The organism is Actinoplanes sichuanensis (assembly GCF_033097365.1).
GTDB classification, from domain to species: domain Bacteria; phylum Actinomycetota; class Actinomycetes; order Mycobacteriales; family Micromonosporaceae; genus Actinoplanes; species Actinoplanes sichuanensis.
In genome coordinates, this window is record NZ_AP028461.1 from 3,741,143 (window position 1) to 3,760,067 (window position 18,925).

At 70.8% G+C, this 18,925-nt stretch carries 19 protein-coding genes; 8 read left to right on the forward strand and 11 right to left on the reverse strand.

Going from position 1 to position 18,925, the window contains the following annotated elements:
• Positions 1–18 precede the first annotated feature (18 nt).
• From Q0Z83_RS17065 to Q0Z83_RS17080, 4 genes are all read right to left on the reverse strand, one after another.
• Positions 19–2,247, reverse strand: coding sequence for a beta-L-arabinofuranosidase domain-containing protein (locus Q0Z83_RS17065; RefSeq protein WP_317794921.1), 2,229 nt, complete (start codon positions 2,245–2,247; stop codon positions 19–21).
• Positions 2,248–2,256: 9 nt separating this feature from the next.
• Positions 2,257–3,681 (reverse strand): glycoside hydrolase family 43 protein, encoded by a 1,425-nt coding sequence (locus tag Q0Z83_RS17070; protein WP_317794922.1) that lies wholly within the window; start codon positions 3,679–3,681, stop codon positions 2,257–2,259.
• A gap of 210 nt (positions 3,682–3,891) precedes the next feature.
• The gene (locus Q0Z83_RS17075) at positions 3,892–5,253 is read right to left on the reverse strand and encodes a BNR repeat-containing protein (RefSeq protein WP_317794923.1); all 1,362 of its coding nucleotides are present in this window, start codon (positions 5,251–5,253) and stop codon (positions 3,892–3,894) included.
• Positions 5,254–5,299: 46 nt separating this feature from the next.
• The gene (locus Q0Z83_RS17080) at positions 5,300–6,052 is read right to left on the reverse strand and encodes a class I SAM-dependent methyltransferase (protein WP_317794924.1); all 753 of its coding nucleotides are present in this window, start codon (positions 6,050–6,052) and stop codon (positions 5,300–5,302) included.
• A 47-nt stretch (positions 6,053–6,099) separates the two neighbouring features.
• Here Q0Z83_RS17080 and Q0Z83_RS17085 point away from each other — a divergent pair, with 47 nt between their 5' ends.
• The 4 genes from Q0Z83_RS17085 (at position 6,100) to Q0Z83_RS17100 (ending at position 8,789) form a co-directional block, all read left to right on the forward strand.
• Positions 6,100–6,390 carry a hypothetical protein gene (locus Q0Z83_RS17085; RefSeq protein WP_317794925.1) on the forward strand — a complete coding sequence of 97 codons (291 nt, stop codon included), beginning with the start codon at positions 6,100–6,102 and terminating at the stop codon, positions 6,388–6,390.
• A gap of 3 nt (positions 6,391–6,393) precedes the next feature.
• Complete coding sequence (locus tag Q0Z83_RS17090) at positions 6,394–7,608, forward strand: alpha/beta hydrolase (RefSeq protein WP_317794926.1); 1,215 nt, start codon at positions 6,394–6,396, stop codon at positions 7,606–7,608.
• Entirely contained in the window at positions 7,605–8,045 is a 441-nt protein-coding gene (locus tag Q0Z83_RS17095) for a hypothetical protein (RefSeq protein ID WP_317794927.1), read from the forward strand. Before Q0Z83_RS17090 ends, Q0Z83_RS17095 begins: the two co-directional genes overlap by 4 nt.
• 84 nt (positions 8,046–8,129) lie before the next feature.
• A complete protein-coding gene (locus tag Q0Z83_RS17100) occupies positions 8,130–8,789 on the forward strand; it encodes an MSMEG_1061 family FMN-dependent PPOX-type flavoprotein (RefSeq protein ID WP_317794928.1) in 660 nt (219 codons plus the stop codon).
• Here Q0Z83_RS17100 and Q0Z83_RS17105 read toward each other — a convergent pair.
• From Q0Z83_RS17105 to pepN, 4 genes are all read right to left on the reverse strand, one after another.
• Entirely contained in the window at positions 8,770–9,321 is a 552-nt protein-coding gene (locus tag Q0Z83_RS17105) for a hypothetical protein (protein WP_317794929.1), read from the reverse strand. The two genes, Q0Z83_RS17100 and Q0Z83_RS17105, sit on opposite strands and share 20 nt — an antisense overlap.
• Positions 9,318–9,857, reverse strand: a complete 540-nt coding sequence (locus Q0Z83_RS17110) for a hypothetical protein (protein WP_317794930.1) — start codon at positions 9,855–9,857, stop codon at positions 9,318–9,320. Before Q0Z83_RS17110 ends, Q0Z83_RS17105 begins: the two co-directional genes overlap by 4 nt.
• A 2-nt stretch (positions 9,858–9,859) precedes the next feature.
• The gene (locus Q0Z83_RS17115; RefSeq protein WP_317794931.1) at positions 9,860–10,759 is read right to left on the reverse strand and encodes a DUF1963 domain-containing protein; all 900 of its coding nucleotides are present in this window, start codon (positions 10,757–10,759) and stop codon (positions 9,860–9,862) included.
• A 142-nt stretch (positions 10,760–10,901) separates the two neighbouring features.
• The gene (gene pepN / locus Q0Z83_RS17120; protein ID WP_317794932.1) at positions 10,902–13,265 is read right to left on the reverse strand and encodes an aminopeptidase N; all 2,364 of its coding nucleotides are present in this window, start codon (positions 13,263–13,265) and stop codon (positions 10,902–10,904) included.
• 32 nt (positions 13,266–13,297) lie between these two features.
• Here pepN and Q0Z83_RS17125 point away from each other — a divergent pair, with 32 nt between their 5' ends.
• Positions 13,298–13,690, forward strand: a complete 393-nt coding sequence (locus Q0Z83_RS17125) for a VOC family protein (protein ID WP_317794933.1) — start codon at positions 13,298–13,300, stop codon at positions 13,688–13,690.
• Here the strand turns inward: Q0Z83_RS17125 and Q0Z83_RS17130 are convergent.
• Positions 13,641–14,483, reverse strand: a complete 843-nt coding sequence (locus Q0Z83_RS17130; protein ID WP_317794934.1) for a TolB-like translocation protein — start codon at positions 14,481–14,483, stop codon at positions 13,641–13,643. The genes Q0Z83_RS17125 and Q0Z83_RS17130 overlap by 50 nt on opposite strands.
• Positions 14,484–14,513: 30 nt before the next feature.
• Between Q0Z83_RS17130 and Q0Z83_RS17135 the strand changes: the two genes are divergently transcribed.
• Positions 14,514–14,684: a hypothetical protein gene (locus Q0Z83_RS17135; protein ID WP_317794935.1), complete on the forward strand. Its 171-nt coding sequence runs from the start codon at positions 14,514–14,516 to the stop codon at positions 14,682–14,684.
• A gap of 29 nt (positions 14,685–14,713) precedes the next feature.
• Here Q0Z83_RS17135 and Q0Z83_RS17140 read toward each other — a convergent pair whose 3' ends face one another.
• Both Q0Z83_RS17140 and Q0Z83_RS17145 read right to left on the reverse strand, forming a co-directional pair.
• A complete protein-coding gene (locus tag Q0Z83_RS17140; RefSeq protein WP_317794936.1) occupies positions 14,714–15,745 on the reverse strand; it encodes a LacI family DNA-binding transcriptional regulator in 1,032 nt (343 codons plus the stop codon).
• Positions 15,745–17,229: a glycoside hydrolase family 43 protein gene (locus Q0Z83_RS17145; protein ID WP_317794937.1), complete on the reverse strand. Its 1,485-nt coding sequence runs from the start codon at positions 17,227–17,229 to the stop codon at positions 15,745–15,747. Before Q0Z83_RS17145 ends, Q0Z83_RS17140 begins: the two co-directional genes overlap by 1 nt.
• 84 nt (positions 17,230–17,313) lie before the next feature.
• On the opposite strand from Q0Z83_RS17145, the gene Q0Z83_RS17150 reads away from it, so the two are divergent.
• Both Q0Z83_RS17150 and Q0Z83_RS17155 read left to right on the forward strand, forming a co-directional pair.
• Positions 17,314–18,057 carry a diacylglycerol/lipid kinase family protein gene (locus Q0Z83_RS17150; RefSeq protein WP_317794938.1) on the forward strand — a complete coding sequence of 248 codons (744 nt, stop codon included), beginning with the start codon at positions 17,314–17,316 and terminating at the stop codon, positions 18,055–18,057.
• The gene (locus Q0Z83_RS17155; RefSeq protein WP_317794939.1) at positions 18,054–18,860 is read left to right on the forward strand and encodes a metallophosphoesterase family protein; all 807 of its coding nucleotides are present in this window, start codon (positions 18,054–18,056) and stop codon (positions 18,858–18,860) included. Before Q0Z83_RS17150 ends, Q0Z83_RS17155 begins: the two co-directional genes overlap by 4 nt.
• The last annotated feature ends 65 nt before the right edge of the window (positions 18,861–18,925 follow it).

The following is an 18,925-nucleotide window of genomic DNA, read 5'->3' on the forward strand; positions in this document are numbered from 1 at the left end:
ACATGATGGGGCCCCCTTTCAGATCGCCGTGAGACGCCAGAGGTTGTCGGCCGAGCCGTTGTCGGCGTCCTGGACCACCTGGACGCCCCACGCGGTGCCGCCGTTGAGGACGGCCAGGAGTTTGCCGCTGTTCACGTTGCGGATCTTGTAGATCCCGTTGCCCTGGTCGACGAGGGTCCAGCGGTGGTCGGCGGTGCCGTTGTCGGCCCACTGCAGGACGACCGCGTTGTCGGCGGTGGACATGTCCTGGACGCCGAGGACCTTGCCGCTGTTGACGTTGCGGAAGCGGACCGCCGTACCGTCGGCGATCCGGACCCAGCGGTGGTCCAGGGTGCCGGTGTCGCCCCACATCACGGCGAGGCCACCGTCGGCGACCGACATGTCCTTGACTCCGAGTACCAGGCCGGTCGCGTTGTTGACCAGCTTGTACGTCGGCGCGGTCATCCAGTAGACGTTGTAGTTCATCGCGTGCGCGTTGTAGAACGGCACCAGGTTGACCGGGGATCCGTTCGCGGTCGCGGTGGTACGGGTCACCGACGACACGGTGAGCGTCGGCGGGGTGGTCAGTGCCGTGTCGCCGTAGTTGCCGGCGAGCACGACCGGCCCGTACGTGATGGCCTGCAGGTCGGGGTTGTCGTTGGCGGGCCGGAGAACGATCCGCATCGGCAGCCGCACGACGATCGTGTCGTTCGCGGCCCAGGTCCGGGTGATCGTGGTGTACGTGCCGGGCGCGCTGGTGGTGACCGCGGTGCCGTTGACGGTGATGGTGGCGCCGCTGGTCCAGGACGGGATGCGGACCCGGATGCTCCACGACCCGCTCATCGTGCCGGTCAGCTTGAGCGTGCTGGTGTCGCTCTCCGGGAACGTGGTGGTCTGGGTGACGGTGATGCCGCGCGCCGCCCAGGTCAGCACCGACGGCGCGAACAGGTTCACGGTCAGGGTGGTGCCGCTGTAGAAGTAGATCGACTCGGCGAGCCGGGTGTTGACCTCGACGCCGGTGCCCTGGCAGCACCAGAAGGTGCCGTAGTCGGTGCTCCAGGTGCCGCCGCCCCACGCCGGTCCGACACCGCGGCGGCCGCCGGGGCGCAGCGGCGTGAAGTAGGTGACGTGCCCGTTGGCCGACGCCGGGTTCTGCGCGCCGAGGACGTGGTTGAGCAGCGCCTGCTCGTAGAAGTCGAAGTACGCGGCCCGGTCGGGTTCGGTCACGTACAGCTCGTTGGTCAGCCGCAGCATGTTGACGCTGTTGCAGTGCTCGCAGGTGTCGTTGGTGAGGTATCCGGCGATCGCGCCGGCCGGGCGGAAGTGTTCGGCCTGGCTGTTGCCGCCGATGGCGTAGGTGTGCGCGCCGACGGTGATGTTCCAGGCGTTGCGGGCGATGTCGCGGTAGCGGGTGGTGCCGGTCGCCTTGTACTCGCGGGCCGCGCCGATCCACTTCGGCACCTGGGTGTTGGCGTGCAGCCCGTTGAGGCTGTCGGTGCCGGCGGCGAGCGGGTCGAAGACGACCGCGTGATCGAAGCGCCGGGCCACGGTCAGCCACCGGGAGTCGTTCGTCTGCTGGTAGAGGTCGGTGAGGACGGCGTTCATCCCACCGAATTCGGTCTGCAGCATGGCCTGCATCTGCGCGGTCGTCAGAGCGGCGGTACGGGTGTCGACCCAGGCCGCGAACTTGAGCAGCACGTCGCGCGCCTGGGTGCCGCCGATCAGTCGCCACACGTCGAGCAGCCCGGCGAGCGTCTTGTGGATGCAGTAGTAGGGGACGTTGCCGTTGGTGAGCGTGCGGTTGTGCACGGCGGTGATGTCGGCCTCCGGGAACCCGGACAGGTACCCGTTCGACGCCTGGCACTTCGCCAGCTCGGCGACCATGTAGTTGGCCTTGTCCCGGCAGACGGTGTCGCCGAGGACGGCCCAGGCCTGTGCCCAGGCGGTCAGGAAGTGGCCCTGCACGTGGCTGCGGAACGGGAAGGTCGGCGCGTCCCACCCGCCGTTGGCCGCGGCACCGCCGGTGGACAGGCCGTGGTTGGCGCGGAAGACGTAGAGCAGCCGGTCCACGTCGACCAGCCGCAGGTAGGTCAGGGTGCGGCTCTGGTTGTCCATGAGCCGGCCGGCGGTGAGTTTCACCTGGCCGAGCGGGAACTGGTAGGCGGAGACGCCGGTCTCGGCGGCGACGGCCGGGAGACCGGGCATGACGGAGAGGGCGGCGCCTCCGGCGGCGGCACCGAGCAGGCTACGACGGGTGAGCGGGAGCATAGGGGATCCTCAGTTCAGGCGGAAGGTGGCGTCGGCGCGGCCGGTGGCGGTGGTGATCTCGTCGAGGCGCAGCAGGAAGCTGTAGTGCCGTAGGTACCGGGTGGGTTGGCTGTACGACTGGAAGGACACCCCGGTGGCGTCGGCCAGGCCGGGGACCTGCTTGAACGTGGCGTCGGCGGCGAAACCGGCGGTGGCGTCGTTCGCGGCCAGGGCGAAGTCGTGGTTGCTGTGCCGCAGGTAGTGGCCGGGGAAGTTCACCGACTCGATCGACACGTAGCCGCCGCCTCCGGCGAGGCCGGGAACGATGCGCCACTGGGCGTCGGCGGCCGGGGAGACGTCGGCGTCGATCCGGGCGTCGAAGTTCGCATGGCGTACGAACCGGTCGGTGAAGTTGTACGACTGGATCCGTGTGGTCGCCACCGCCCACTCGGCGTTCAGGGCGTTGTACTGAGCCTGGGTGATCGGCAGGATCGTGCCGTGCCGTTTCCGGCCGGCGCCGAGCGTGTACTCGGTGGCACTCCGGATCCGGTAGCTGCTCAGATTCGCCGGGTCGGTGGTGGTCAGCGGCAGATAGCCCCGGCCCGAGGAGTACTGGTCGACCCACAGTCCCCACTCGTTGCGGCCGTTGAACTGGTGCAGGATCGGGCCTTCAACCTGGGCGCCGGTCAGGCCGAGCCCGGACAGGTCACCGAGCCGGGTCCACGTGCCGAGGATCTGGTTGCTGCCCTCGACGCTGATCTGCCCGTCGCCGGAGGCCCGGACGTAGCGGTAGCCGCCGGTGCTGTTCGGCACCTCGATGATCTGGGTGTCGATGATGCCCTGGGTGCCGGGCCGGTCGATGTAGAGCTGCGCGGCGCTGAAGGTCCGGAAGTCCCGGGTACGCGAGTACCAGATCCGTGCCTTGTCGTTTCCGCCGGCCGGGGAGATCGTCGCCCAGTAGACGACGTAGTCGCCGCTCGCCGGGTCGTAGATGGCCTCGGGTGCCCAGGCGCAGCCCGCCGACGGGATGCCGCCGGCCACGTCGACCAGCCGAGGGGCGGACCAGGTGACCAGGTCGGTGGACTCCCAGACGACCAGGCTGGTGCTGCCGGAGTGCATGGCGACGTCCCAGCCCTTGCCGCTGGCGATGCGCAGGTCGGTGGCGAGCAGCCAGTATCTGTCGCCGGCCGGCGACCGGACCAGGCTGGGGTCCCGCACGCCCTTCTCCCCCACGGTGGAGGTGAGGACCGGCTGGGAGGCGTTCAGGTCGGTCCAGTGCAGACCGTCGGTGCTGGTGGCGAAGTAGATCTGTTCACCGGTGGCGCTCTCGCCGGTGAAGTGGGCCATCAGGTAGGCGGTGTTCGGGTCGGCGGCCGACGCGGGCGGCGTGAGGAGGGTCAGCAGGAGGGCGCTGATCAGGGGAATCAGGGCGAGGCGGGACGGACGTAACGGCATGAAGGCACCTCGGCGAGGGGAACGGGGAGGTTACACCTGTGTTACGCGCAAAATGTTATCGATAACAAAGTATGTGTCAAGACTTCTAACAGCGGCTACCTGACCGGCTCCGGCATTACGTTTTTCTCCTGGTGAAAAGCATGGCGGGCAACCGAGATCCGGTTGCCCGCCAACCTGCTGCAACGTCAGCGGTGAATGTGATCGCTCCTATCAGCCGCTCACAGCCCAGTCCTGGACGTCGATCTGGCTGCCGCCGTACCGCGGGGCGAAGAAGCTGAGTGTGCCCAGCGACTTGAGCCGCTGGTGGTCGATCAGCGGGTCGGAGTAGTAGATCGCCGACGAGGTGTACCGGATCACCCAGTCGGTCCAGCCGGACGCCTTCGACGCGGTCTGGATGTGCAGCTTGCGGGTACTGGAGTCGCCACTGACCACGTACAGGTTGTCCTTGGCGTCGACGGCGATGTCACCGCGGGCTGAACGCTCCAGGAACGGGGTGTACGTCTGGTGCCACACCTTGCTCGACTTGTCCCGCCAGTAGTGCACCAGGACGGCGGTCTCCCGGGCGGCGGTGAAGTCGGCGTTGTCGGCGGCCGACGCGGGCAGGTGCGAGGCGAGCACGTGCACGATCCCGGCCGCGTCGACGACCTGGGACTCCTGGTTGATCAGACCCCGGTTCTGGCCGATCCCCCACACCCTCAGACCGGACGCGCTGGACGCCAGCGGCGTGCTGCCGGTGGTGGCGACCACGGTGCCGGCGTTGTTGCGCCAGGTCCGGCCCTTGTCCTTGCTGTACGCGTAGAAGATGTCGTGGTTGGTGCTCGCGTTCGAGGTCTCCCGGACCGTCCACGTGACGTGCAGCAGCGGCGCGGCCGGATCGAAGTTGTCGTACTCGATGCCGAACAGGTAGGCGTTGTTACCGGCGGTGGTGCCGTCGATGAACTCGCCGAGGTACGACCAGGCCCCCGACTTGTACTCGTAGAGGACCTCGTCGCCGGTGCCGCTGTAGCCGGTGCGGATCGCCAGTTGCAGGGTGCCGTCCGGGTGCGCGAAGAACTGCGGGTACGTGACGACGTCCATGCTGGTGCTGGTCAGTTTCGTCTGGACCGTACCGAAACTGCTCGTGGACCAGACCGCGCTGCCGGGCGCGGAGGCCAGACCGGCGATCGACTTCCGATAGCGGAACTGCGACGAGTGGGTGTCGAACGCCAGGTGGATGGTGCCGTCGGACGGGGCGATCCCGATGCTGATCGTGTTGTGCGAGTCGGTCGAGGCGGTCACGTAGTCGGTCAGCCGCAGGTTGGACCAGGCGCCGGACGGCAGCTGACGGCGGGACAGATTGACGTAGCCGCTCTGGTCCCAGAAGGCGGAGTACTGCCGGCCGTTGAACGTGACGATGCCGTCCTGCTGGAACGACTCGCCGTTCATGTAGCCGGTGTAGGTGAGCGCGGTCCGGCCACTGGTGGTCAGGACGGTGGTCGAGGTCGGCGTGACGGTCGGCGCGGCGGCGTGCGCCGGGGCGCCCAGCAGCAGGGTGGCCAGGACGGCCACCGACAGGGGGATGAATCGTTTCATGAATCCTCGCATGGGGGTGCAGGAGGAAGGAACGGTGCCGGAGACGTTAAGACGCGGTTTCACGCTCGTCAATGACGAGCCGATAGCCGGCGTCGAACTCGTCATGCGTCGCCAGGTCCCGATGGCGGTCGCGCCAGCGCCCCGATGCCAGGTCGGCGGCCAGCCGGGCCAGACCCGGACGGAGCAGTTCCTCCCCCGGCTGGGCCAGCATCGAGATACCGGCCCGCACGACCGGATCGAGGTACGCCGCGGGCCGCCGCCAGAACGCCGCACCGAACCCGTCGGTGCAGTCGTGCGGCACCGGCACCGGCTCGACCCGGGCCCCGCCGAGCATCGCGGCCAACCGCTCGACCGGCACGGCTCGGGTGTCGTCGAACGCGGCGGCCTCCGGCAGGTACTCCTCGACCAGCCAGAACCGGCGGAACACGGCCTGGTCCCAGGTCAGGATCACCACCCGTCGGCGCGCGACCCGGCGCAGTTCGGCGACCCCCGCCGCCAGGTCGGACCAGTGGTGCACGGTCAGCAGCGCCATCACCGCGTCGGCGGCGCCGTCGACGACCGGGATCCGCTCGGCCACCGCCCGGACGGCCGGCGCCGACCCGTCCGGACGCTGGGCGATCATCACGGGGCTCGGCTCGACCGCCAGGACGGTCCGCGCGGTCTCGTAGGACCCGGTGCCCGCACCGACGTTCACCACCGAGGCCGCGTCGCCGAGCGCCGCCTCGATGCGGGCCGCGATCCGGGCGTCCGGACGGCGGGTGCCGGCGTAGGTCGTACCGATCGCGTCGTAAACGGCCATGGACGGAGTCTCCCGTAGTCTCTCCGGAAACACGGGGAGGATTCATCTTGGACGTCGACATCGAAGGCCTGCGGAGGACGGCGATCCGGATCAGGACACCACTGGTCGCCGTGGATCACGCCATCGGGCGGGAACTACCCCGGCTGACCGTGACCGGACCGGCCGCGGGCTGGGACTTCGCGCCCACCCTGGGCGAGACCTCGGCCCGCTGGTCGGACTACCTGCGCGACCTCACCCTGCGGGTCCGCGCGCTCGGCGACGACCTGTCGACCAGCGCGAACGAGTTGGAGGCGTCCGACCAGACGGCGGCGCGATCGTTCAACTTCCCGGTGCGCTGACCGATGACGATCACTCTGCAACTGATCCGCGACACCGACACCGGCGCGATCGGGCAGGCCGCCGACGCGTGGGACCGGCTCGCGGCCGCGCTGGACGACCGGCTCGACGAGTTCACCAGCGACGCCCGTGACCTGCCCGACGTGTGGCCGTCCGGAGTCGACGCCGCGAAACGGGCGGTCGCGCTGCGCCGGGAGATCGCCGACGTCCACGAACCCTGTCAGCGGCAGGTCGGCGGGCTCGACGGGATCCCGGCCGACGACCGGGACGAGGCGAACCGGCTGGCCCTCGCGCGGCAGAAGGAGGAGGTGCTGGCCCGGATGGACGTCGAGCGCGGCAACCTGCCCGAACTGCGCGAACAGATGCAGCGGATCACCAAGGTCGAGGAGGCGCTCGGCAAGCTCGGCGACCGGGGGTATCTGCTCGCGGTGGACACCGAGGCGTACGGCGGGCACGGCACCGTGGCGATCGCGGTCGGCAACCCGGACACCGCACGCCACACCGGGGTGTGGGTGCCGGGGCTGAGCACCACGCTGTACGGGTCGATGGACGACAACATGGACCGGGTGACGCGGATGAACGAGGCCGCCGACCGGCTCACCGGCGGACGCCGCGGTGACGTGTCGACCGTGTACTGGCTCGGCTACGACGCACCCGACCTGGACAACGCGTCGGTGCTGGTCGACGGGCGATCCGAGACGGCCCGCGACCCGTATCTGGGGTTCATGAACGGGCTGCGGGCCACCCATGAAGGCGAACCCGGGCATCTGGTGGCGATGGGGCATTCGTACGGGTCGACCGTCGTCGGTGAGGCCGCCCGGACCGGGAACCTGCCCGTCGACGACATCGTGGTGGCCGGCAGCCCCGGTATGCACGTGCCCGGCGCCGACCAGTTGATGAGCGACACGCAGCACGTGTGGGCGGGTGCCGGTTCCACCGATCCGGTCGCCGACGCGAAGTTCGCCGAACCATGGGACAAGATCCTGTTCCCGGGCGCGGCCCCGGCGGTGTGGGCGCTGGAGACGGCGGCCGACGCCACCCACGGTGACGCGCCGACGTCCGGCGGGTTCGGCGGCAACAACTGGGTGGCCGACACCGGCGGGCACACCAGCTACTGGGAGCCGGACAGCGAGAGCCTGAACAACCAGGCCCGGGTGCTGGCCGGACGATACGACAAGGTCACGCTCAACAGCGGCACCAGCCCGGAGGCGATCCGATGAGACCCGTCCCCGCCCTGCTCGCCGGGCTCCTCCTACTGACCGCCTGCTCGGGAGAATTCGTGGAATCCAAATCCGAAGCCGACACCACCGCGCTCGTGCAGCAGCACGCCGACGCCCTCGCCGGGGTGGTCGGCGAGCCGCTGCGGGACCCGGCGACCGGGCCGATGCCGTGCTCCGGCACCCGTGACGGCTACGCCGTTCAGGGGGCGTACAACATCGACGTGCCCGACGGCGAGGAGCCGCGGGCGACGCTCGGCCGGGTGCGCAGCGACTGGACCGCCAAGGGGTACGAGATCACCGACGACCGGGAGATCGGCGCGTACGAGGGCGTGCTGGCCGCGAAGACCGAGGACGGCTTCAGCCTGGACATCGAGACGGTGTCCAGGGACGCGTTCGCGGTGCTGCTCCACTCCCCCTGCTTCGCCCGGCCGTCCTGACCCGGTGAGACGGCGTGCCGGGCCGTCGAAGGGCCGGTTGAACAGGGGATGAGGCATCGGCCCGGCCCGGATTAGGGTCGGGCCATGAGCACAGACACCGCCACCGGCGCCTTCGACTCGCTGCGCGCCGACGCCGTCCACGACCAGGAGACACTTCGGCGGACGTACGACATGCCCGGCGAAGCGGCCGTCCGCAAGCAGATGACCGAGCTCACCGAGCAGACCCGCCGGCTGATCGCCTGCTCGTCGCTGGTGATGGTGGCCACCGTCGACGCCGACGGCAACTGCGACGTCTCCCCACGCGGCGGGCCGGCCGGGTTCGTCGCCGTCCTCGATCCGCGGACGATCGCGATCCCCGACGCGACCGGCAACAAACGCCTGGACAGCTTGCAGAACGTCGTCGCGACCGGCCGGGCCGGACTGCTGTTCCTGATTCCCGGCCGCACCACGACACTGCGCGTCAACGGCCGGGCCTGCGTGTCCACCCGACCCGACCTGCTCTCCCAGCTGACCGCTGTCGGCAAGCCGCCGGCCAGCGCCCTCGTCGTCGGCATCGAGGAGGTCTACCCGCACTGCCCCAAATCGCTGATCCGCGGCAACGCCTGGAAACCCGAGCAGTGGCTGCCCGCCGACGCCCAGCCGACCTCGGCCGAAGTGACCCTCGCGCAACTGCGGATGCCCGACCTGACCATCGCCGACATCGAACAGGCGGAGGCGGACGCGCTCAAATACCGTTACGAGTGACCACTCGCCGCCCTTCGTACCCGTCCAACAGCTTGATCAGCCGGCTCAGCCACCGGCCCTCGGCGCGGTCCTTCCGGATCACCACGAAGGCCTCCTGCAGCGCCGGGCCCCGCTCCGCGGCGGGCAGCCCCTCTGCCAGCGTCACCAGGGCGAAGGCCCGGTCCTCGGCGCGCGGGATGCCGGTGGCCGCGAGAAGGGCGGCGTCCAAGACAGCAGGCCGCCGGTCCGGTGGCAGATCCGGGAGCATTCCGGCCAGGGTGTGTACGCGGTGCGCCGGATCCCGGATCGCGACGGCCGCCTCGATCGCCTGGTCGGCCTGATCCGGGTCGAGGTCACCGACGATGCCGGCCAGCCCCTCACCACGGGCCCACTCCGGTTCGACGGCGAGGATGGCGGCGAACGCCTCGGGCAGCCTGGCCCGGTCGAGGTGTGGCGTGATCAGGCCGATCCCGCGGGCCCGCAAGATCGGTCCGGCCCGGCGCACGGCCTCGATGAGGTCATCCTGGGTGAGGTAGGGAGCGATGTGCTTCATGGAGTACTCCCACGCGCCGCCCGGATGGCGGATCGCCGAACGGGCGGCGGCGGCACGCCGCTCCCGAGGAAGTGGGCACGAATCTCCTCGTCCGGCACCAGCGCGGTCAACAGGTCGTCCAGCCGCTGCGGGGTGAGGAAAGGCGCGAGCTTCCGGACGGCCTCGGCGGTCATGCTGCCGGCGTCGTCGAGCCGCACCAGCATGGCGACCGCCTCCTCGGCGGCCGCGGACCGCTCGTCGCCGTCCAGGCGCGGCAGCAGGGCGATCAGTTCGAGGGCACGGCCCCGCACCCGCTCGCACCGGTAGGCCGCGGCGAGCAGGCGCGGAGTCAGCGCCGGACCGGCCACCTGGATCAGGGCGAAATGCACCCGGCCGCGGCTGTGCTCGTCGTCCATCGCCTCGGCCAGATCCATGATCTCGCCGAGGCGCGCGGGAGGCAGCAGCGGCACGAGGTCGGCGAGAGCGTCGGCCCGGCTCGGCTCATCGGTGAGGCGGGCCGCGAAAGCCAGGACGTCGTCGATCGTCGGAGCGTTCACGACTATTCGGTGAAGGCGGTGAACGACAGGGCCCGGTCGAAACAGGCGGCGGCCAGATCGTCGTAGCGGATCAGGAAACGGCCGATGTAGACGTCGTCGGGAACGAACTGGGCCAGCGGGACCCATTCGCGCATCACCCGCACGGTCTCCTGCTCCAGGTCGACGTCGGTCGTCGCGGCGCCGCGCGCCTCCAGGGCGGCTTCGGCCATCCCGGTCTCCGGGATGGTGTACAGGAAGTCGGTGGCCATCTCGCCGATGCCGCTCGTGTAACCGCCGAGGGCGAATCCCGGGTCGCCGTCGTCCGGCCACAGTTCGGCCGCCAGCGCCCGCAGATCGTTCAAGTGCGACAGGTCAAGACCCAGATGTCGTACGGGACGCGACTCGCCGTACGACTCGAGGTCCTCGTCGTCCTCCAGCCAGCCCGGAAGCTCGGCGTGGACGGTGGCCCGCAGGTCGTGGGCCCGGCCGATGAAGCTGATCCGGGTGTTGCAGAACATCCCGTCGGTGTCGGCCGGCTCGTCCGCGGTCACCGTGTCGGTGCCGGCCGGCAGGTAGACGACCCGGGCGTGCCGCTGCTCCTTGGTCTCGTCGAACTCGTCGTGGGCGTTCTCGTGGTGCAGGAAGAACAGCAGGGTGCCGTCGGCGGGCAGCGGTAGGCCGCCGACCCGAGGCAGTGCCGCGCAGTCGATCTCGGCGATGAACGGCAGCGGGTCGTGGCCCGACGACGGCCACTCCATCCCGGCCGGAAGGCGCGGCAGTCCGCCCGCCCGGCCGACCAGTGGGCCGTCGCGGTGCTCGCCGGTCCAGATCGCGAACCGCAGGAACTCGGCGAACCGCTCCACCTCGTCGGCCGGGATGCCACGCTCGATCGCTGTACGCCGGAACTGTCCGTGATAGTCCATGGCGCGGCATTGTGCCAGATCGACTCCAGCGTGGCGGGCGGGATGCGGCTCACCTCGTCCGCGGCGGGCCGGCCACCTCCTGGTCCACCGTGGCGTCCCGATTCGGCGATCGTTCGCTCTCCCTCGGCCGGGGAGTGCGCCGTCAGGGCGTGCGGTCGTCCAGTTCGTCGTTCCAGAGGCGGCTCAGGACGGTGGGGACCTCGGGATGCAGGGCGGCTCGGACCTGGTACAGCTCCGCGTCGGTCAAGGCCAGGGCCGGGAAGGCTCGGCCCACCTCGGCGGCGAAGGCCGAACCCCGCTCGGCCAGCGCCGACGCGGCCGCGATGTAGGCGGGGATGTAGTCGGCGACCAGTGGGCGCTGGGACGGGGACCACAGACCGGCCGCCAGGGCCCGGAAACGGCGTACCGACACGGTCGGGTCTTCGGTCATCGATGCCCAGGCCTCGGCCTTCGCGGCCGGGGTCGGGCGGGCGGCCAGCGCGGTCAGGGCGCCCAGCATGCCGTCGGCGGTGCCGTCGCGGTCGCGTTCGGCTTCGATCTGCGGGGCGTCGATGCCGCCGAGTTCGGCGAGCCGGCACAGCGCGGTCCAGCGCAGGTCCGGGTCGAGGGCCAGACCGGCGTCGGTGGTGTCGGTGGACAGCCAGCGGCGCAGCAGGCCGGTGTCGGCGGTCGACCAGGCGAGGCCTTTGGCGAGTGCTACCGCCCGCTGTTCGTCGTGCTCGGTGGTGGTCGCACAGGCGGCGGCGACCACCGCGAGGGCGGCCGGCACCTCGGCCGCCGGGAGTCGGCGGCGGATCAGGTGGTCGCGGGTGCGGGTGAGGGCGGCCGTGATCAGCGTCGGCGACGGCTCGTGTGGGAGCTGGGCGGCCAGCAGCCGCAGCGGATCACGGTCGAGCAGCACCGGCCACAGCACCGACCGGACCAGCGGATCCGGCACCCTGGTCAGGCCCAGTGTGAGCGCGTCCCGCGACTGCGGGTCGAGGTCGAGGCGGGCGAACGTCTCACCGTGCGCGTTCGGCACCACGATCAGGCCGGACCAGTCCGGCAGGGTCGGCGGTTCGTCACCGAGGTCGATCAGGCGCGAGGCGACCGGTTCCAGATCGGGGGTGTACGCCGTGACGGTGAACCGGTGCGGCCGGACCCCGTCACGGGTCAGCACGGGAACACCGTCGTCGCGGCGGGTGACCCGAATCGTGTCGTGCCCGGACCGGCGCAGCCACACCTCGGCCCACCCGCGGACGTCCCGTGGTGAGGCGGCGTCGAGGGCCGACAGCAGGTCCTCCAGGGTGGCGTTGCCGAACCGGTGCCGGGTCAGGTGCGCGTTGACGCCGGTCAGGAAATCCTGCTCGCCCAGCCACGTGACCAGCTGGCGTACGACGGCGTTGCCTTTGCCGTACGAGATCTGATCGAAGATGGTCGTCGCGGTGGCGACGTCGGGGACGTCCTCGCCGGTCGGGGCCACCGGATGGGTCGAGCGGCGCCGGTCGGCGTCGTAGGCGCCGGGTTTGTGCACCGCCTCGAAGGACACCCTGGTCCCGGCGTAACCGACCGCGGTCTCGGCGACCTCGAAGCCCATGTAGTCGGCGAACGACTCGTTGAGCCAGGCGTCCTCCCACCACACCGGGGACACCAGGTCGCCGAACCACATGTGTGACATCTCGTGCGCGATCACCATCGCCCGGCGCCGCCGGTCGTCGTCGGTGACCCGGCCCCGGGGCAGCATGAACTCGTTGAACGTGACACAGCCCGGGTTCTCCTGGGCGCCCCAGTTGAGCTCCGGGACGAAGACCTGGTCGTACGAGTCGAACGGGTACGGCTCGGTGAAGATCCGCGCGTAGTGGTCGTAGCAGGCCTCGGTGATGCGGCGCAGCTCGTCGGCGTCGCGGTCGAGTTCGGCGGCGAGCGAGCGGCGGGCGTGCCAGCCCATCGGGATGCCGGCGTGCTCCCAGCGCACCGAGTGGTACGGCCCGGCGGCGACGACGAACAGGTCGCAGGCGATCGGCGGGGTCGTCGCGAACGTGCCGGGCCCGGTCGGCAGGCCGTTGGCCAGGACCGTCCACGTCGGGTCGGCCTCGACGGTGAGGGCGATGGGGGCTTTCAGGTCGAGCTGGTCGAAGCACGCGAACAGCCGCTGCGTGACGTCGAGGCCGAGGTAGCCGCCGACGTACCGTTCGCCGTCGACCGGGTCGGTGAAGGTGTGCATGCCCTCGCCGTCGGTGACGTAGCGCAACCGGGCGTCGACGACGACCTCGTGCTTGCCGGGGGCGAGTTCGTCGAGCGGGATGCGTTTACCGTCGTACGCCGGGGTGATGGTGGTCCCGTCGAGGGTGACGTCGAGGGACTCGGCCCGGTGCAGTTCGAGAAAGCTGCCGCCGCCGGTGGTGGTGAACCTGATGACGGCACGGCTGCGGAAGTCATCCGGTGAGGTGACGTCGAGCGCGAGATCGTAGGAGATCTCGGAGAGCGCGGCGGAACGGGCCCGGGCTTCGTCAAGGGTCAGCGACACCCGGACAGTATTCCCTGTCGAGGAGGAGACCGATGTTCGACGAGATGTTCCCGATCCTGACCACCCCCGACCTGGAACGGTCGCTGCGGTTCTGGCGGGATCTGCTCGGTGGCGAGGTGACCTATCGGTTCCCGCCCGAGGGTGAGCCGGTCTATGTGGCCCTGGACCTGGGCCGGTCCCACCTGGGGATCGGTCGCCAGAGCGAGCCGGGCCCGCTCGCCAACGACCGGATCACCCTGTGGGTCTACACCGACGACTGTGACGCCGGTGTCGAACGGCTGCGGACCGGCGGCGCCGAGATCGTGCAGGAGCCGGCCGATCAGGCGTGGGGCGAGCGGATGGCGACGGTCGCCGACCCGGACGGCAACCGGGTGATCATCGCGTCGCGGGATAGTCCACGTACGCGAACCGACGAGAGTCGGTAGACCAGCTGTTCACGTTGATCGTGCCCTGGCCGCCCTGCAGCGCGACGACCGTCCGGGCCGACTGCCAGTCGTCGCCCTCGACCAGGCGCAACTCGACCGGCAGGTCGGGCGGGTGGCCCTGGGTGCCGGGCGGGTAGCTGAGGTAGACGGCGTGCCGGCCGTCCGGGGCGAAGTGCGGGAACCAGTTGACCCGCTCGTCGTGGGTGAGCTGCTCGACCTCGGTCCCGTCCGGCCGCATCCGGGCGATCTGGGCGTGGCCCGGCGAGAACCGCTCGGTGTTGAAGTGGATCCACGCGCCGTCCGGGGTGTATTCGGGGCCGTCGTCGGTGCCGCCGATCGCGGTGAGCCGGACGGTTCCGGTGCCGTCGACGCCCACGGTGAGCAGGCTGGCGGTCGACCAGTCGGGCCGGTCGACGCCGACGTAGGCCAGGGTCGTGCCGTCGGGGCTGACGCCGTGCAGGAAGTGCCGCCGGGTGTCGTCGGAGGTGATCTTCCGGGCCGGGCCGCCGGACAGGGCGGCCTCGTAGAGGTGGCCGTCGTTCGCGGACAGGAAGATCGTCTCGTGGCCGGGCGCCGGCACGTGGTCGTTGTTCAGGTCGGGGATGCCGTCGATCGGGATCTGCCGCGGTTCGGCCGAGCCGTCGGCGGGTAGTGCCCAGAGACGGCCGTCACCGTTGACGATCAGGGTGTCGTCGGCGGTCCAGTTCGGCGCCTCGAAATGCACCGTCGTGCTGGTGTACACGTGTGTCCGCGCGCCGGTGACGATGTCGTAGGTGAAGATCCGGCACTGCATGAGCGGGCCCCTTCCAGTAGATTCCGGCGCATGTCGCCGCGCCCACGGATGATGGATGCTCCGGAGGGCATCATCGCCGCTGTCGGTGCGGCGCTCGGATCCGGGGTGGTCGGCGAGGCCGCGACTCCGGCCGGGTTCACCCATGCGGTCGCCTCGATCCGGGCCTGCGCCGGGTGGCCGGCTTCCCGACTGGCCCGCTGATCCGGCCGACGCACGAGAAGACGACGCGATCACGGCTGGGGGCCGGCGGGCGGGCGGCCCGGGACCGGAAGATCCGCGGGCGGGTGGGCGGTGGTGCTGGAGCGGACGACCAGCCGGGTGGCCAGCTCGATGCCGAGCTGGGAGACGGTCTCGCCACGCCCCAGTGCCAGGGCCAGCTCGGTGGCGGCGACCGCCATCTCGGTCAGCGGCTGGTGGACCGTGGTCAGGGCGGGTTCGAGCATCCCGGCGATCGGCAGGTCGTCGAAACCGACCACGCTCAGGTCGGCCGGGATGCGCAGGCCGAGTTCGCGGGCCGCCCGGTAGACGCCGACCGCCTGCAGATCGTTGCCGGTGAAGACGGCGGTCGGCGGGTTCGGCCGGGCGAGCAGTTCACGCGCCGCGGTGTGGCCGCCCTCCTCGGTGAGCGGTGCCGGGAGCACGTCTCCCGGCGGCAGGCCCGCGCTCTGCAGCGCGGACCGGTGGCCGTCGACACGGGCCTGGCAGAAGAGGTGACCCGGCCCGCTGATCATGGCGATGTCACGATGGCCGAGGCCGATCAGGTGGCGGGTGGCCGATCGGCCGCCGGCCCAGTTGGTGGCGCCGACGAACGGGACGTTCTCGGGGAACTCGACGGCCGGGTCCAGTACGACGAACGGGATGCCACGGGCGTGCAGCTGATTCTGCTCCTTCTCGGACAGCTGGGCGACGGCCACCACACAGTCCGGGTGGCGGGCGATGGTGTCGTCGATCCAGTAGCGGAGGGAGTCGGGTTCCGGGCCGAACTGGGTGAGCACGAGTCCGACCCGGTGCTCACGGACGACCCGCTGGACGCCGCGGATGATCTCGACACCCCACATGTGTTCGATCTCGTCGACGACCAGCTCCATCAGGTTGGTGCGCTGCGGGGAGCCGGCTTTGCGGTAGCCGTACTGGCTGATCAGGGCTTCGACGCGGGCCCTGGTCTCGGCGGCTACACCGGAGCGACCGTTGACGACCTTGGAGACGGTGGGCACCGAGACGCCGGCGGTCCGTGCGATGTACGAGATGGTGACCGGTTTCATCAGTCGGCGATCGGCTGGTAGTCGAACCAGTCGAACCGGACCGTCCCGGCGGTGGCGAACATGCCGATGACCCGGCCGGTGAATCCCCCGGCGACCTCGGTGGACAGGTAGCGGCCGTCGAGTTCGGCGAGGGTCAGGAAGTCGCCGTCGGCGGTCTCGACACCCAGGTGCAGCTCGTCCGGGCCCTGGCTGGGATGCCAGCTGGTGGTGGCGGCGATCACGTCCAGGCGCAGCCGGACCGGGCCGTCGGGGATCGGGCGGGTGGTCACGGTGTGCCGGATCGAGCCGATCCGGGCGGTCACCCGGACCAGTCCGTCACCCGCTTCGAGGGCGTAGTGGTGGCATTCGTCGAGGCGGACCGCCAGTCCCCCACGTCCCTGCGACGGGTCGGCGAGTACCCGTACCCGGCAGGAGAGGTCCTGTTGGCGCCGGCCGACGAAGTTGATGCCGGGCTGGTCGAGGGACGGACCGCGGGCGTGGAGGCTGAGCCATCCGGGCCGTTCGGTGGTGGACCAGCTCGCGGCCGGCCGGGCCCGCACCGAGATCCAGCGGGGATGCAGGTCGGGCGAGTCGAAGTCGTCGCGGGACGCCGCCGGCGGGGGTGCCTTGACCGGCCAGGGGACGGTCATCGACGGTTCCAGATCGCCGGGGACCGGCCAGCCGTCCACCCAGGAGACCGGGACGAGGAAGGTCTCCCGGCCGAGGACGTGCCAGCCCGGGGTGCCGCCGCCGGGCCGGACGCCGAGCAGGACCATCCACCAGGAGTCGTCGGGGCCCTGGACGAGGTCGGCGTGGCCGGTGTTCTGGATCGGCCGGTTGGTGCCGCGGTGGGTGAGGATCGGGTTGGCCGGGCAGGGCTCGAACGGGCCGTTCGGCGAGGTGGAGCGGGCGATCGAGATGGCGTGGCCGCGTTCGGTGCCGCCCTCGGCGATCAGCAGATACCAGTGGTCGCCGATCCGGTAGAGGTGTGGGGCCTCGGGGGCCTGGGCGCGTGGGCCGCCGGACCACAGCCGGAACGGCCCGTCGAGGGTCTTGCCGGTGGCCGGGTCGATACGGACCTGGCCGATCTCGGCGTAGGTGCACCAACAGTTGCCGTCGTCGTCCCAGGCCAGGTCCGGGTCGATGCCGATGCCGGGCACCTCGACCGGCTCCGACCAGGGTCCGGCCGGGTCGTCGGCGGTGACGATGAACGAGCTGCCACCCGCTGCGACATTGGTGGTGATCAGCCAGAACCGGCCGTCGTGATGACGCAGCGTCGGCGCGTAGACGCCGCCGGAGGACGGGGTGGCCGGTGGCAGGGTGAGCTGGTTGGGCCGGTCCAGCGCGTTGCCGATCTGCTCCCAGTGGACCAGGTCGCGGCTGTGGAAGATCGGCACGCCCGGGAAGTACTCGAAGCTGGAGCAGGCGAGGTAGTAGTCGTCGCCGACGCGGCAGACGCTGGGGTCCGGGTGCATGCCGGCGATCACCGGGTTGGTGAAGGTCATTCCCGATTCAACCATGTCGATTACATGTTTCGGCCATTCCGAGGAAAGTTTCTGACCCGGCGAGGCGACCTACACTTGCGTCCCGTGGATCGCGTCGCTGTGCTTTTCAACGCGCGCTCCGGCGCGCTCCTGAGCCGGGCCGGCACCGTGCTGGCCGCGGCCGAGCACCTGCGCGACACCGAGGTGCCGCTGGGCATCCTGCCCGGCGGCACGATGAACGTGCTGGCCCGCGATCTGGGTGTGCCCGCCGATCTGGACCTGGCGGTGGCCGCGCCGGTGGCCCGGATCGACATGGCGACGGTGAACGGACGGCCGTTCCTGTGCAGCTCGATGCTGGCGATGATGCCGCACCTGGGCCGGATCCGGGAGCAGGCGCGGGGCCGGCGTTGGCGGAGCCGATGGCGGCTGCTGGAACGGGCGGTACAGGTGGTGCGGCGCTATCCGCGGGTGCTGCTGCGGATCACCGTCGACGGCCGGGAACACCGGGCCCGGACCCGTACCGTGGTGGTGTCCTGCAATCCGCTGTCCGCCGGGCCGCCGCCGATGCCCGGCCGGGAGCGGCTCGACGCCGGCCTGCTCGCCGTCTACGTCACGCAGGAGTGGACCAGCGGTGACCTGCTCGCGGTCGCGGCCCGGCTGTTCCGCGGCGACTGGCAGCAGGATCGGCGCATCCAACGGCACGAGGGACGGACGGTACGGGTGGCGTCACCGCACATGGCGATGATGAGTGTGATGAGCGACGGCGAGATCGCTCGGCTGTCCATGCCGCTGACCTTCGAGATCCGGCCCCGCGCGCTGGCCGTCCTGATGCCCGGCGCGGCCTCGTGACGACGCCCGGCCTGCGGATCGCGCAGATCTCCGACCTGCACTTCGGCCGTCATCTGCCGGCGATGGCCGAGGCGTTGCTGGCCGACCTGGCCGCGGTGGCGCCGAGCATGGTCGCGGTGTGTGGCGACCTGACCCAGACCGCCCGGGAGGCCGAGTTCCGGGCGGCCCGCGCCTTCCTCGATCAGCTGCCGGCACCCGCGCTGGTGGTGCCGGGCAACCACGACCTGCCCGGCTGGGAGGTCTGGTCCCGGTTCACCAGCCCGTGGCGGCGCTGGCGGCACCATCTGGGCACCGACCCGTACCGGCCGGTCGTGCTCACCATGGACGGGCTGGCCGCGGTGGGCGTCAACACGGCCCGCCGGTGGGGTCCGCATCCGGACTGGTCGCGGGGCCGGATCGACGCGCGTCAGCTGGTCGCGATCGGCGCCGAGTTCGACCGGGCGCCGGTGGCCGACCTGCGTGTCCTGATCGCCCACCACCCGTTCCTGCTGACCGAGGCGGGCCTGCACCGGGGGCTGGTCGGGCGGGCGCCGCTGGCTCTGCGCCGGTTGCGCCGCAAGGCCGACCTGCTGCTCGGCGGGCACATCCATCTCGGCTACAGCGGTGTCGTCGACGGACTGGTGGTGGCGCAGTCCGGCACCGCGTTCTCGGACCGGCTCAAGGGCGAACCGAACAGCTACAACCTGGTCGAGGCGGACGGCGACCGGCTGGCCGTGACGGTCCGGCGCTGGGGCGGCGCCCGCTTCGACACCCACGATCGCCGCGAGTACACCCGCACCGAGAGGCAGTGGTCCGCCCTCTAGGGTGACGTCGACGCGGTCGTTCATGTGTCGCTGGAGGTGCCGTCACCCGCTGTTCGTGTTGGGCG